The 13,449-nt window shown below is 38.2% G+C and carries 19 protein-coding genes; 9 read left to right on the top strand and 10 right to left on the bottom strand.

Going from position 1 to position 13,449, the window contains the following annotated elements:
* Window positions 1–17: 17 nt before the first annotated feature.
* From ACFTQ7_RS13670 to ACFTQ7_RS13650, 5 genes are all read right to left on the bottom strand, one after another.
* Window positions 18–650 carry a response regulator gene (locus tag ACFTQ7_RS13670; RefSeq protein ID WP_386829370.1) on the bottom strand — a complete coding sequence of 211 codons (633 nt, stop codon included), beginning with the start codon at window positions 648–650 and terminating at the stop codon, window positions 18–20.
* The gene (locus ACFTQ7_RS13665) at window positions 625–1,662 is read right to left on the bottom strand and encodes a sensor histidine kinase (protein ID WP_386829368.1); all 1,038 of its coding nucleotides are present in this window, start codon (window positions 1,660–1,662) and stop codon (window positions 625–627) included. The genes ACFTQ7_RS13670 and ACFTQ7_RS13665 overlap by 26 nt, the downstream gene beginning before the upstream one ends.
* A complete protein-coding gene (gene liaF / locus ACFTQ7_RS13660; protein ID WP_386829366.1) occupies window positions 1,659–2,351 on the bottom strand; it encodes a cell wall-active antibiotics response protein LiaF in 693 nt (230 codons plus the stop codon). Before liaF ends, ACFTQ7_RS13665 begins: the two co-directional genes overlap by 4 nt.
* A gap of 103 nt (window positions 2,352–2,454) precedes the next feature.
* Window positions 2,455–3,093 (bottom strand): PspA/IM30 family protein, encoded by a 639-nt coding sequence (locus ACFTQ7_RS13655; RefSeq protein ID WP_386829364.1) that lies wholly within the window; start codon window positions 3,091–3,093, stop codon window positions 2,455–2,457.
* Window positions 3,094–3,108: 15 nt separating this feature from the next.
* Entirely contained in the window at window positions 3,109–3,462 is a 354-nt protein-coding gene (locus ACFTQ7_RS13650; protein WP_349659625.1) for a lmo0954 family membrane protein, read from the bottom strand.
* Window positions 3,463–3,736: 274 nt separating this feature from the next.
* Here ACFTQ7_RS13650 and sirA point away from each other — a divergent pair, with 274 nt between their 5' ends.
* From sirA to ACFTQ7_RS13635, 3 genes are all read left to right on the top strand, one after another.
* Complete coding sequence (gene sirA, locus ACFTQ7_RS13645) at window positions 3,737–4,162, top strand: sporulation inhibitor of replication protein SirA (protein WP_053483154.1); 426 nt, start codon at window positions 3,737–3,739, stop codon at window positions 4,160–4,162.
* Between the two features lie 102 nt (window positions 4,163–4,264).
* Complete coding sequence (locus ACFTQ7_RS13640) at window positions 4,265–4,483, top strand: YneF family protein (protein WP_049668607.1); 219 nt, start codon at window positions 4,265–4,267, stop codon at window positions 4,481–4,483.
* A 162-nt stretch (window positions 4,484–4,645) separates the two neighbouring features.
* The gene (locus tag ACFTQ7_RS13635) at window positions 4,646–5,149 is read left to right on the top strand and encodes an S-ribosylhomocysteine lyase (protein ID WP_386829361.1); all 504 of its coding nucleotides are present in this window, start codon (window positions 4,646–4,648) and stop codon (window positions 5,147–5,149) included.
* 538 nt (window positions 5,150–5,687) lie between these two features.
* On the opposite strand, the gene ACFTQ7_RS13630 is transcribed toward ACFTQ7_RS13635, so the two are convergent.
* On the bottom strand, window positions 5,688–6,659 hold the full coding sequence (locus ACFTQ7_RS13630; RefSeq protein WP_386829360.1) for an alpha/beta hydrolase: 972 nt from the start codon (window positions 6,657–6,659) through the stop codon (window positions 5,688–5,690).
* Window positions 6,660–6,915: 256 nt separating this feature from the next.
* On the opposite strand from ACFTQ7_RS13630, the gene ACFTQ7_RS13625 reads away from it, so the two are divergent.
* Both ACFTQ7_RS13625 and ACFTQ7_RS13620 read left to right on the top strand, forming a co-directional pair.
* On the top strand, window positions 6,916–8,100 hold the full coding sequence (locus ACFTQ7_RS13625) for an acetyl-CoA C-acetyltransferase (RefSeq protein WP_386829358.1): 1,185 nt from the start codon (window positions 6,916–6,918) through the stop codon (window positions 8,098–8,100).
* 23 nt (window positions 8,101–8,123) lie between these two features.
* Window positions 8,124–8,390, top strand: coding sequence for a YqkE family protein (locus ACFTQ7_RS13620; RefSeq protein ID WP_386829357.1), 267 nt, complete (start codon window positions 8,124–8,126; stop codon window positions 8,388–8,390).
* Window positions 8,391–8,451: 61 nt separating this feature from the next.
* Here ACFTQ7_RS13620 and ACFTQ7_RS13615 read toward each other — a convergent pair whose 3' ends face one another.
* Window positions 8,452–8,730, bottom strand: a complete 279-nt coding sequence (locus ACFTQ7_RS13615; protein ID WP_386829355.1) for a Fic family protein — start codon at window positions 8,728–8,730, stop codon at window positions 8,452–8,454.
* A 281-nt stretch (window positions 8,731–9,011) separates the two neighbouring features.
* Entirely contained in the window at window positions 9,012–9,188 is a 177-nt protein-coding gene (locus tag ACFTQ7_RS13610; protein WP_386829353.1) for a Zn-dependent hydrolase, read from the bottom strand.
* 422 nt (window positions 9,189–9,610) lie between these two features.
* On the opposite strand from ACFTQ7_RS13610, the gene ACFTQ7_RS13605 reads away from it, so the two are divergent.
* Window positions 9,611–10,114 (top strand): GNAT family N-acetyltransferase, encoded by a 504-nt coding sequence (locus tag ACFTQ7_RS13605; protein WP_386829351.1) that lies wholly within the window; start codon window positions 9,611–9,613, stop codon window positions 10,112–10,114.
* A 25-nt stretch (window positions 10,115–10,139) separates the two neighbouring features.
* On the opposite strand, the gene ACFTQ7_RS13600 is transcribed toward ACFTQ7_RS13605, so the two are convergent.
* Together ACFTQ7_RS13600 and ACFTQ7_RS13595 are read right to left on the bottom strand one after the other, a co-directional pair.
* Window positions 10,140–10,610: a VanZ family protein gene (locus tag ACFTQ7_RS13600; protein ID WP_386829349.1), complete on the bottom strand. Its 471-nt coding sequence runs from the start codon at window positions 10,608–10,610 to the stop codon at window positions 10,140–10,142.
* Window positions 10,607–11,506, bottom strand: a complete 900-nt coding sequence (locus ACFTQ7_RS13595) for an aldo/keto reductase (protein ID WP_386829348.1) — start codon at window positions 11,504–11,506, stop codon at window positions 10,607–10,609. Before ACFTQ7_RS13595 ends, ACFTQ7_RS13600 begins: the two co-directional genes overlap by 4 nt.
* Window positions 11,507–11,582: 76 nt before the next feature.
* On the opposite strand from ACFTQ7_RS13595, the gene ACFTQ7_RS13590 reads away from it, so the two are divergent.
* From ACFTQ7_RS13590 to fur, 3 genes are all read left to right on the top strand, one after another.
* Window positions 11,583–12,119: an NUDIX domain-containing protein gene (locus tag ACFTQ7_RS13590; protein ID WP_386829347.1), complete on the top strand. Its 537-nt coding sequence runs from the start codon at window positions 11,583–11,585 to the stop codon at window positions 12,117–12,119.
* A gap of 73 nt (window positions 12,120–12,192) precedes the next feature.
* Entirely contained in the window at window positions 12,193–12,705 is a 513-nt protein-coding gene (locus ACFTQ7_RS13585) for a hypothetical protein (RefSeq protein ID WP_079560687.1), read from the top strand.
* Window positions 12,706–12,965: 260 nt separating this feature from the next.
* Window positions 12,966–13,430: a ferric iron uptake transcriptional regulator gene (gene fur, locus ACFTQ7_RS13580; RefSeq protein ID WP_079560689.1), complete on the top strand. Its 465-nt coding sequence runs from the start codon at window positions 12,966–12,968 to the stop codon at window positions 13,428–13,430.
* The last annotated feature ends 19 nt before the right edge of the window (window positions 13,431–13,449 follow it).

Genomic DNA, 13,449 nt, shown 5'->3' with positions numbered 1-13,449 from the left:
ATATTTTTTGGAAAATCTCACTTCGCTAGCCCATTTTGAAAAGCATAGACTACCGCTTGGGTGCGATCTTGAACATCCAGCTTCGCTAAAATATTGCTAACATGTGTTTTCACAGTCTTTAAGGCAATGTATAGGTCATCGGCAATTTCCTGATTTGCTTTGCCTTTAGCCATAAGCAATAATACTTCCATTTCACGATCGGTAAGTTGCTCATACAGTGGGGTACTAGAGCCATGGCGCATGCGATGCATCATTTTTGATGTTACTTCTGGCTCTAATACGGTCTCGCCGCCTATTGTTTTACGGATGGCATCAGCGATTTGCTTCGCATTTGACGTTTTTAAAATATAGCTAACTGCACCAGCCTCTAATGCAGGATAGACTTTGTCATCATCTAAAAAACTTGTCACCATCATAATTTTTGCTTCTGGCCATGCTGCTAAAATTTCAGCTGTCGCCTCCGCTCCTGTCATGACGGGCATCACATTGTCCATTAAAATAATATCTGGACGCAAGGCGAGAGCGCGTTCCACTGCCTCTTTGCCATTTTCAGCTTCACCTACAACGGTGATATCTGGTTGTGCTGACAAATAGGCAGATACACCGATACGCACCATCTCATGGTCATCCACTATTAACACTTGAATCATTCACTTCAACCTCCTTTTGTAAAGGGATTTTCACCTCTACAATTGTACCTTCCCCAGGCACTGAAACAATTTTGTACATACAGCCTATCTCTACCGCACGTTCAGCAATGTTTTGTAGACCATAAGAAGTAGATTTATCGGCTTCGACATCAAAGCCGAGGCCATTGTCCTGAATACGTAAAATGGCTAAATCGTCGCGGGCAACGAGCAATAACTCAACTTCGCTCGCTTTGGCATGACGTAGCGTATTCGATAATGCTTCCTGTGCAATACGGAATAAATGATCCTCTTCCGCTTTGGATAATGACATTTCTTCAAGCTCATATTCGATATGAAAGAATACTTTTTGCTGCAGCTCAATAATAAGTTCCTCGAGACCTTGTGCAAGTGTTTTATTATGCAGAGCTACTGGACGTAAGTGTAATAATAATGCACGCATTTCAAGCTGTGCCTGTTGTACGATTTTTTCGACCTGCTTTACGCTTGTAGCATTTTCATCGGTTTCGGTTAAGGCGGAAAGTAACATCGAAGCTGCAAATAATTGCTGTGATACTGAATCATGGAGCTCGCGAGCAAGACGTTGACGTTCAGCAATAATACGTTCTTGAATAATTTTATCATTAGCTTCTGCACGCTCATTCGATAAGCGTTGTAAGCTTTTTCGTTGCGTATCAATTAATTCACTTGTTTGAACTAAAGCTTTCTTCAAGGGTTTTGGTAAAGGTTGCTTTTTAGGTAAGACAAAATCCGGTTCAACTAACTGTTTCACGATACGGGTTGCCTGAGCCTCTCTAGCACGAGCAGTCATACTAATCCAGCTTGCAATCATTAAACTAAGCGCAAAAAGAATAACGACAATAAAACCACCGAGTGGAATATTATAATAATTCTGTTGCCATAAGGGCTCCCATGTCTTCTCGTTTGGCTCGCCCCAAACAACGACAAGGAGGCCGAATGCAGCACTCATCAATATAAAAAGTAGGGTAAATATTCTTGAGATAAAGGCAATCATTTGCGTAGCACCTCCAAGTCCCCAAGCCATGTTGCAACATGTACAACAAGGGTACGCTTTGCATCCTCAGGGTTTCCATCTGAGAAACTTACACTTTCATTGAGTATACGTTGTGGACCAACATGTCGGCACTTTAATTCACCAAACAATGTTGTATAGTGTAAGCGGAATGGAATTTCATATGGGATATAAATTTGTACCTTACCAATCCCTTGTCGAATCGTAATAATACTTGTGCCGGTAGGTAAAATTGTTTGTGTTGTATCAATCGTAATGTCGCCTGCAAGTCGTTGTATTTGGACATCTTGCCATTTATAAGCTTCTACTGGTGCCGGTAATGTACCGAATAATTCACTTTTTGTAGCGGGAAGCTTTTCGAAAAGCTCCGCACCAACAACTTTGGCCATGTTTTCTCTTTGCAAGTATTGATAGAGCATATATAAAAGAATAATGACGATAAATAAGCGTAAACTCCACATCGTAAAGAGTGCAATCGAAATAAAGAAAATTCCCGTCCATTTAAAGAAACGATTTTTTTTCGAGAAACTTAAATATAGAAGTCCTACTCCAATCAATAGACAAAAGGCGCCACCGTTATTAAAAATTGTGAGCTCGACAAAAACGAGTAAAAAGAAGCATAGTACCCAAAAAGTGAGCTTATTAGTTGTGAAATTTTGCAAGAGGGTCACCCTTCTTTCTACTAAGAGTATAAGAGAGGGAATGGGTCCCTCTATTTCAAAACGTGAAAGAATGCGCCTCTAAATACGGCGCATTTCTTTTTATTATAACATGTTATTTATTTTCAATTAGCAGTGGTGCGTTATCTTCTGCGACATTTTTTTCAAGCTGTGCAAGACGAGTTTCGAAAGATGTTACTTCATGATCTTTGTCGATTCGGTAAGCAAGCTTATCGATATATGATTCTAAATCTTCAAAATTGGTTTTATTGTTTTTAGCAATCATCCCGTCCATTTGATGGTGAGCGCGTGTGACATTTTCTTTGCCCATAAGCTGCAATTGACGTACTTTCATATCTTTAATTTTGTGTTTCATCGTTTCAAATTTGCGTTCAAGTTCGAAGTATTCACGTGTGCTTGCTTCAATACTAGTTTGTAATATATTGTTACGTGCTGTGTAAGCAGCTACTTCATCAGTAGCAAAATCGATTAAATCTTGCTCACCGCTAGTAGTCGCTAATTTAAGTTGAGCTTCACGTTTAGCTAGTAAATCTGCATTTTGCTTAAATTCCTGCTCTAGTTTTTCCTTTAATTGACCTTGACGTTCTAATAATTTTCCAGTTTGCTCTGTTTGTTTTTCAGCTTCGCGAATGTATTGGTTTAACATCGCAATTGGATTTTTTTGTTCTTTCTTATCAAATAAATGATGCAAGTCTGCCTCTATTGTATATTTAAAACGTTGAAATAAGTTCATGTTAATTCGCTCCTTTTATTTTGTTAAGTTAGACCATTCTTTTTCAAAGTTAGTAAACGGATCTTCTTCTTTAGCTTCAATTGTTGGGATTTTTACATCTTCGTTGTTCCATTTTTTATAGATAACGTAGATGACAGCGATTGCTGCTAAACCAATCATTGCTGGGATATTAGATATTGCTGATAGAACACCTATCAGACCTACTGTAACCCATAAGATTTTGCCGAATGACGATTTACTCGCAGTGTAGAAGTGCATACCGAGTGCTACAAATAATCCTGAAAATAGTAGCCCTGCAAGCGGTCCAGTTAAAGCGAGTGCAACACATCCTGCGATAAAGCCTCCTATTAGTAGAAAAAATTTTCTCATATGTTCTAGCTCCTTTCGTTGATACCTTTATATTACCTATTAGCGCGCTTTGCTAAAACGGACTGGAAATTGATTTTACTCTAGGTCTTGAGGCTGAGAGTATTCTAAGTACTATAAAAAAAACGGAAATGCAATTAGCCATAATGTAATTAATAGAACTGAAAGTAGAAAGTTTTCGACAAAAATAGAAGATGAATGCCTCCTTCTTTTGACAAATTAAAGAGTTTGGATGAGCTATACTTATGAAAAAGAAATGAGCGAAGGAGGATTTCTAGTGAGAACCTATTCCATATATAAAATAAAAGAAGAGCATTTAACGTTTATTTTCGGCAGAGAGCGTAAGTTGTTAGAAATGATGCAAGGCTGTGAAGACGCTAACGAGAAATCCTTAAAAGAACTCGCATATATATGTGAAACCGTTCGCTTCGATGAGATAGCTACGATGCTAGAGGCGCAACTAGATTCCAAGTATGCACATTTAGAGAGAGCTCGTAATGCATTATTTTTAGAACATCCTATAAAAGGAAAAATGGCTATTTATTTAGTGGAACGCAAAATTTGTGTCTATTGTGAGGGTTCACGGATGCTTGATTTGGATCTATTCCAAATGCTTGCAAAGATGAGCGAACGCTTTATTGCATTTAATAAACAAGATAATGAGTGTGGGTGGCTAAAGCCAATGAAGTATACAATGCATTAGGAAAATTCACTACAATATATAGTAACACGCTAATATTTGGTGTATAATGGAGCGTGGAGAGTTTTTTTCTCGGTATATATTGTAGTGGAGGAGGTTGGTTGTATGCCTACATGGGGCTGGATTATTATTGTAATTATCGCATTAGCAGCGGGCGCAGCACTTGGGTTCTTTTTAGCTCGTCAAGCTATGATGAAATATTTAAAAGAAAACCCACCGATTAACGAGCAAATGATTCGTATGATGATGGCGCAGATGGGTCGTACGCCGTCTGAAAAGCAAGTACGCCAAATGATGTCACAAATGAATAAATTCCAAAAATAATTGGAATTTTTAAAAAGCAACTAGTCCAAGCCTGGGCCAGTTGCTTTTTTAAGTTTTTTCAGTGGTATCTACCACAAGTCGAATATTCGAATTAAATCGATTTTTACGAATAATATAAATAATTTATAAAAAGCATATAATTCTATCGGAAAACTCGTTATAATGGAAATATTCTATTTAAAGGAGTTGTGTGCATTGCAGAAAGAAAAAACAAATGTTGAAAGCTTTGATTTAGACCATACGAAAGTAAAAGCGCCATATGTACGTTTAGCAGGTGTTAAATCAGGAAAAAATGGCGATGAAGTGTACAAATATGATATTCGTTTTAAACAGCCTAATAAAGAGCATATGCAAATGCCTGCATTACATTCCTTAGAGCATTTATCGGCAGACATTATCCGCAATTACTCTGATCATATTGTTGATTTCAGTCCAATGGGATGCCAAACGGGCTTTTATGTATCACTAATCAATCACAATGATTACGAAGACTTATTGAATATTTTAGAAAAAACATTTACAGATGTAACAAAAGCCACTGCAGTTCCAGCGTGCAATGAAGTGCAATGCGGCTGGGCAGCTAGCCATAGTCTAGAGGGTGCACAAGCGTTAGCTAAAGAATTTTTAGCAAAACGCGATGAATGGCATATCGTTTTTGCAGAATAAAAAAATTAAAAAACCTTGCGTGAAATGAATGCACTGCACCCTAATTGTTAGACCATTTAACAATTGGAGGTGTAGTGCATTATTGCATGGTTTTTCATGATGTCTGTGAGAATCGTGCCGCTTTGCTTTCACACAGATACAGTATTGATGTTTCGTACTACCGCTATAAATTAAAGAGACATGCTATGTGAATTGGTTGATTGGAGCGCAGCAAAGCGGCTCATCGGACGCCCCCAGGAAGCTCTGTCTGCGCGAAAGCGAAGCGGCAGCAACAAATGTTTTATCTGTGCGAAAGCGTAGCGACAGCAACAAATGTTTTAACTGTGCGAAAGCGTAGCGACAGCAACAACAAATGTTTTCTGTAGCGAAAGCAAAGCGGCAGCAACAAATGTTTTAACTGTGCGAAAGCGAAGCGGCAGCAACAAATGTTTTAACTGTGCGAAAGCGAAGCGGCAGCAACAAAGCGCCCAGTCGGAACGGAAATCAACCCTACTTTTTGCAGAAGAACTATACTTTAAAATGAAACCTATTGACACAACTAAAAATGAAATGGAATGACATTGGACGAAGAAGAATCACGATTAATTTTTTGGTAGATGAAGTTTTCTAAAAAATCATGGATTAAATCCTCATATTCAGCCATATTTTCATTAAAGGATTGAGCATGAGCACCATGATCAAACAGCTGTAGCTTCTTAGGTCCAGTTTTTTTATTGTATAAATCCAGTGACATGGAAGCTGGAATAAATGTGTCAGGAATACTGTGGATAAAGAGTACTGGCTTTTTAATATTTGTCACAGCCTCAGAAGGTGTCACGCTTTTAAAGGAATAACCATCTCGCAAGCGGACGAAGAAATCCGCAAAACGAATAGGAATAATCGAACCGTATTTAAATTCTGTTTTCGCAATTTGTTTTAGCAGCATTGAAAAATCAGAGAACGCACAATCAGAAATATAGAAATCCGCACCGTCCTCTACAGTTCCTGCATATAAGAGCATAGTTGCGGCACCCATCGATTCACCATGAATACCAAGAATAGCATCTTCCCCAATCATTGCCTGGACCGTTTTGACAACTGCGTCAAGGTCATTTTTTTCATAATAGCCGTAGCTAGTCGTTTTCCCACCTGTTTCCCCATGCCTACGATGGTCAAAAATAACGGAATTGTATCCAAGCCGTTCAAAAAGTCGAGCGTACTTGACAGAGTTAATTTTATTTTCCGTTACACCATGGCAAATAATGATGGTATTGTTTGTTTCCAAAGGCTGAAACATAATACCGCGAATCGTATAGCCATTTGGAGAGTCAATATTTAATTCACATTTTAAATTTTTATTGTACCAAGCTTCGTCAAAACGTTTTGCAGTCGTTTCACGTTCACGAACAAATTCAGGATCCTTTTGCTTAATGAACATTAATTTATTGGAGAGCGCGAAGCCAAACAGACCTGTTGCTGCTGCGGCAAGCGTCGTCGTTATACCTGAAAATAAAAGCATTTTCTTTTTCATTATTAACACCTCCACGTCCTGTTTCTTTTGTTGTCTAGGCATACAAACGACATCTTTCGTATGCATGCACATTGTTTAATTGTAATGTTCCCAACTGAGATTGTTTAAAACACGTCAACATTTTACAATATCTTTGGCAAAACTGCGATTATTTCTATTATCGAAAATCGTCAAAATATTTGTTAAAATAGATATATCTGCTAGTAGCATATGCATGCAGTGTTCATTTTTGAACGGGGAAAAGGGGAGAATGTTTATGACAAATGAGGTAGTAATAGTAAGTGCAGTACGTACAGCTATCGGTTCATTCCAAGGAACATTAAAGGACATACCAGCGACAAAATTAGGGAGCATAGTGATTAAAGAAGCATTAGCACGTGCTGGTGTAGCGGGTGAACAAGTTGACGAGGTCATTATGGGGAATGTCTTATCAGCTGGACTTGGACAAAATCCAGCTCGTCAAGCAGCAATTGCAGCAGGTTTACCACATGAAGTATCAGCATTAACAATTAATAAAGTATGTGGCTCAGGACTAAAAGCTGTTCACTTAGCGACGCAAGCCATTTTAGCAGGGGATGCGGATATTGTCGTTGCAGGTGGCTTTGAAAATATGAGCCAAGCACCGTTTATATTAAAAAATGCACGAGAAGGCTTCCGCATGGGGGATCAAAAAGTAGTAGATACGATGATTCATGACGGTTTATGGTGTGCCTTTAATGACTATCATATGGGCGTTACAGCTGAAAATTTATGTGATGTCTATGAGATTTCTCGTGAGGAACAAGACGCCTTTGCAGCACGTTCACAACAGCGTGCAGAAGCGGCAATTACAGCAGGAAAGTTTAACGATGAAATCATAGCGGTTGAAATTCCTCAGCGCAAGGGAGATCCTATTGTTTTTGATAAGGATGAATTCCCGCGTCAAGGCGTTACAGCTGAGTCTCTATCTAAACTACGTCCTGCCTTTAAAAAGGATGGTTCTGTGACAGCTGCAAATGCATCGGGCATTAACGATGGCGCAGCGGCAGTCGTTGTCATGTCGAAAGAAAAAGCTGAAGCGCTAGGCATTCGACCAATGGCACTAATTACAGCAAATGCAAGCGCAGGTGTTGACCCAGCCATTATGGGAACAGGCCCAGTAACGGCAGTAAAGAAAGCATTAGCAAAGGCTGATGTAACATTAGATACTATAGATTTAATTGAAGCGAATGAAGCTTTTGCATCTCAATCGATTGCTGTAGATCGCGAATTAGGCTTTAATCATGATAAACTAAATGTGAACGGGGGAGCAATTGCCCTTGGTCATCCAATTGGTGCAAGTGGAGCACGTATTTTAGTAACGCTGTTACATGAGATGGAAAAGCGTGATGCAAAAACAGGTCTCGCAACACTATGTATCGGTGGTGGGCAAGGTGTGGCAACAATTGTCAAGCGCCCTTGAAGTGAATAAGAAGGTGAAATGCAATGGGAAAAAAACGAAAACAACAGCAACGTGTAGATAGTAGCATAACGGCTAGTCTACCAAAGCAGGAGGCAATGACATTAGCCGATCAGCTAGGCGGTGATGTGCTAGCCAAATTAAAAGTTGCAAAGCAAGATTTAACAGTGAAAGAACAAGCCGCTGAAGAAGAGCGTCAAGCAAAGCTAGCCTTTGAGCGCAAGCAACGCGAAAAAAACAAATCGTTTGAAGAACTACTGAACGAATACGGCGATAAAGGCTCGAAATTCTAAAGAGAAACAGTGAATCCAAATGCATGCGGATTCACTGTTTTTATGTTTTATCGGATTTTAATCAGATAAATACTATAGTATTAAAAAATTGCCTTTCTAATAGTTCTGTATTAATAACAGATTGAATCATTGCGTTTAAATAAATTTCTTTATCCATATTTGTAAAGTTCCAATTAACAACTTTAGAAAGTGCATATGCTTGTATAAAAATACGAATAGTTCGCCCGTTTCCCTCTCGAAAAGGGTGTAACATATTCAATTCGGATTTGTAAAATGCCAATCTTTTCGCAGCTTGATTAAGTGTAATCCATGCAGGTTCATTATTTAATTGATAAAACAATTCGCTGGCATAGGAATTAATAAATTGAAATTAACAAAACCTAGTAGAGCCTTTCATTAATTGAACATCTCTAAAATGTCCAGCGAACGGATAAATATCTTGAAATAAATGAGCATGCAAATCTTTGAAGTCTTGAAGGTGGAACGACTTGATATTATAAGTTCCTTGCTCAAGTTGTGTGGCTCTTAGTGAAAAAAACAAATGCTTCTGCTAATTCAAGACGTTTGTAATCGGTAATGTCTAGAAGATTTATTTTTAAAAGAAAGTCATCATTAAGTTTTTTATTGTACTTTTCCATTATTTAGTACTTCCTTACTAATGGTTGGTGAAATTTGTATACCAGAATTAACGATCTCAAGTACTTTTTTTTGAAGCGTTGGAGTTAGTGATAAATTTTCGAATTGTAAATTTTTAAGTACACGATTAAATTCAGGAGAGTTTAATTGGATTTGTTTCATCTAAATTGCTCCCTTCTCTTACTTCTTATTATATGCTGTTGTGACAACGTCGACAATCAAATCACTCTTTCGTAAAGTTTCTTTCAAGACAATGTGGAGTTCAATTGAGTACTTGCATGCGGACTCACTGTTATTATGTTTTATCGGAACAATTTTATGTTTTATCGGAAAGATTCTAAGATTTATCGGAATCATTTATGTTTTTATCGGAATAATTATCTTCCTTGCTCAATTTTATAAATAAATTATTAATACTCTATTATTGATTTATTGATAAAATTAGAAATAATCACCAAAGGTTGAAATCAACCCTACTCTATGGTGATTAGATCAAAATTTATTAAAAAAATAAAAAACGGGAGACGCTGCCCATACATATATCTCTTAATAGTTTTAGATAAATCTAAGATAGGAGAGAAAAAATGATTGAAATAAGCACGAACAGATTAAGACTAATCCCATTAAACGCAAAGTGTTTAGAATTACTAATTAATGAAGAAAAGACATTGGAAATAGAATTATCAGTGAGTAGTAATGAAGTTTTTCTTGATGAAGAACTAAGGCAAGCTTTGATGTTTAGACTATCAAAAGTATTAGAAGATCAAGAAAATTATATTTGGTACACGAATTGGGTAATCGTATCGAAAGAAAAAAACTGTATCGTTGGTGGCATTATGTTAAAAGGTCTACCGAATGAGCAAGGTGAAGTCGTAATCGGATATTATACATTTCCACAGTATCAGGGAAAGGGATACATGACGGAAACTGTTAGGCTGATGAAAGATTGGTTACTTAGTCAATCTAATGTTAAGTATGTGATTGCTGACACTGATAAAAATAATATTGCCTCCCATAGAGTATTACAAAAAGCAGGTGCAACGTTATATTCAGAATCTGAAGAATTATATTTCTGGAAATTCGTATAACAATACTAAAAGACAAAGGGTGCTTTTAACGCGCCCTTTGTCTTTTAAAAATCTTCCTCACCAGCACTACAATCCCAACAAATACAATTGCTCCAGCGGTATCCAAAATAACATCCTGTCCGCTCATCGTGCGTCCGGGAGTGAAGCTTTGACGTAGCTCATCAAGAATTGCAATAATAGCTGTCCCGGCAATAGCGACTCCTGCGGCGAACCGACGTTTTCCCCATGCAAAGTAAATGCCAAGTGCGATGCAGCCGAATCCAGCAAAATGCGTGAATTTCCGAATTAAAAATTCTACAAACTTAAAGTAACCACGCTCTTCAACGGAAACAACTGTATCCCAATATGGAATTTTTAAAACAGATAATTGCTTTTCAAACGGCTTATTTACTAATATCTGCTCCAACTCAGGAATAATAGACTGTTGCTCATAGGTCATACTGGAGGAAATCGCAAGTACTACTAAAAATACGATTAAGATAAGCCATTTTTTCATCGGTGATCCATATATTGTTCGGCTTTCGTTAGCTCTTTGATAGCTTTAAAATCTATTATCGAATCAATTTTTTCATAGGCAACTAGTGTTTGCGCCAGCTGTTCTTGTGAGCTTGCACCGATTACTGTTGAGGCGATAGTAGATTCCTTTAGATTAAAGGCGATTGCTAGTGCATGTAAATCGTCATAATGTGAAGCTAAACCTGTTAATGTTGCTGTTAATTCGTCCGCTGTGTAAGTGTTAAAGCCATTGACACGCTGTAAACGTTCTTTCCAACTATTCGTTAGTAAACCCTTTGCAACAGTCCCACGCGTTACAACGGAAGCCCCTTCATTTGCGATAAAGTCGAGCCATTCCTCTGGACGACGATCTAAAGCACTATATTGCATCATGACACTTTTTGCAGAGCTTGCTGGTAAAAAACGCTTTAGTACATTTGGGCGAATAGAGGAAATACCATATTCTCGAATTAATCCATCCTTTTTCAAATTTTCAAAAGTGTCGATAATTCCATCCCAATCGTCCTCTATTGTACCGCCGTGTAATTGGTAAACATCAATATAATCAGTACCTAGACGTTTTAAGCTAGCATGTAAAGCCTCCTTTATATAAGACGGAGATGCATCCCAATGCCAACCTTCTACACCTTCTGTCCATCGATTACCCACTTTCGACGCGACTATAACATCTTGACGGCGCTTTCCTAAAATAGCGCCGATCATTTCTTCATTTGCCCCAAAATCATATAAATCGGCTGTATCGATGTAATTAATGCCTGCATCTAATGCCATATCGACGATTTTAGAAGCCTTTATCTTATCTGTCGAAAGAGACATGCCCCCTAAACTAATCTCTGAAATAAACAAGTCACTTGAGCCAAGCTGTCTTTTTTTCATACCAATGCCCTCCTTCGATTTCTCTACTTGTAATGGTACAATGAACATATCTGAAGAACAAGCGAGGTTATAGTCAATGAAAAAGTTTGAAGAAAAAACGACAAAGACTACACCCATTTATGACGGGAAAATTGTGAAACTACAAGTTGACGATGTCACTTTACCGAATGGTAATGTTGCAAAAAGAGAAATTATAAAGCATCCTGGTGCAGTGGCAGTTATTGCTATTACCGATGAAGGAAAGTTAGTATTAGTGGAGCAATATCGCAAAGCTTTAGAACGTTCAATTGTTGAAATTCCAGCTGGTAAGCTTGAACCTGGTGAGGAGCCGATTGTGACGGCGCGACGTGAACTGGAGGAAGAAACAGGTTACGGTGCACAAAGCTTAACGTATTTACAAGCGTTTGCAACATCCCCGGGCTTCGCAGATGAGATCATCCATCTATTTGTAGCAAAAGATTTATACAAAATTGAAAACAAAGCAGATCTAGATGAGGATGAATTTGTCGAATTAGTAGAAGTTTCGTTGGAAGAGGCGGGGCAAATGGTTGCAGATGAGCGTATATACGACGCTAAAACAGCGTTTGCAGTACTTTGGCTTGCAGCACAATAAGAAAATAATCTTTTGCATAATAGAAGCGGACGAGCATAAGCTGTACAAACCTTGATAGAAAAGGAGCATGTTTATGTCTCGTACGGTGTCTATATTTTATCACGCATCTATTATTGCGGTGAGTTTCGTTTGTGGCGTAATCTTATTTCATATTATTGGTGGGCCGAATGCGGAGCCTTTTATTTCATTTATAGAGCCTCGTTTAATAAATGGGGACAGGCATTCTCTATTTCGTTTAGTGTTACCTGTTGCTGTTTCAATCGCTCTTATACTATTGCTTGCAACACATAGTCTCCTGAAGGTTTTAGTACGTGTTACAGTGGCGATACGTGCAACCTTTTTTGGCTTTAGCTCGGTTTTTTTATTACAAAAACTTGAAGCTTTCTGGGTTTATACGATTTGGTGGTTTCCATTTCAGCTCATCTATTGTATATTGTTGCTAGTCCTATGTAATTTACTTGTACCAGCTTGGTCAAAAAGAAAAATCGGAAAAATGATACATGGTCGGACAATTTTGTTGAATTTTTTCGCATTTTTCATCATAATAGTGGCTGAGTTTATTGTTATTTCTTATGTAATTAAATAATAGATACAATTCACGGGAATTTATCTTCTTTCAGCGGGTGTCCTAAAACCTGCTAGAGGAACTCAGTCTAAGAACGCCACGACCTGTGGCGACGGCTGAGTGACCAACATCACGTTGGCCCAAAGCCTCCGGACGCAATTATGCCGAGGCATAATTGCTCGTCAGGTAAAAACATACAAAAGCAAATTCGAAATCTACTCACTACCTTGTAATAGGATTTATTACTTTGGTATAATGAGAAGAGTTTAGGGGGGCGTCACATGGAGAGCCGAATAGATCGTATAAAAAAACAGTTGCATAGTGCTAGTTATAAGCTGACGCCGCAGCGAGAAGCAACAGTTGCTGTACTGCTTGAGCACGAGGAAGACCACCTAAGTGCAGAAGATGTTTACCTTTTAGTAAAAGAAAAAGCACCAGAAATTGGTCTAGCGACTGTCTATAGAACGTTAGAATTACTAACTGAGCTCAAAATTGTCGACAAAATCAACTTTGGCGATGGCGTTTCGCGCTATGATTTACGCCAAGAGGGAGCTGCGCATTTCCACCATCATCTTGTTTGTATCGAATGTGGTGCGGTTGATGAAATTCAGGAAGATTTACTTGAAGACGTGGAAGCCGTTGTTGAAAGACGTTGGAATTTTATTATAAAGGACCACCGATTAACTTTCCACGGCATTTGCTGGCGCTGTCATGATAAAAACGACGAAGTATCAGAAGAAAAGTAAAAAAGACGTCCCAAAAAGT

This window comes from Lysinibacillus sp. NPDC056959, assembly GCF_042674095.1.
GTDB lineage: Bacteria > Bacillota > Bacilli > Bacillales_A > Planococcaceae > Lysinibacillus > Lysinibacillus zambalensis.
This window is presented reverse-complemented; position numbering and strand designations above follow the sequence as displayed.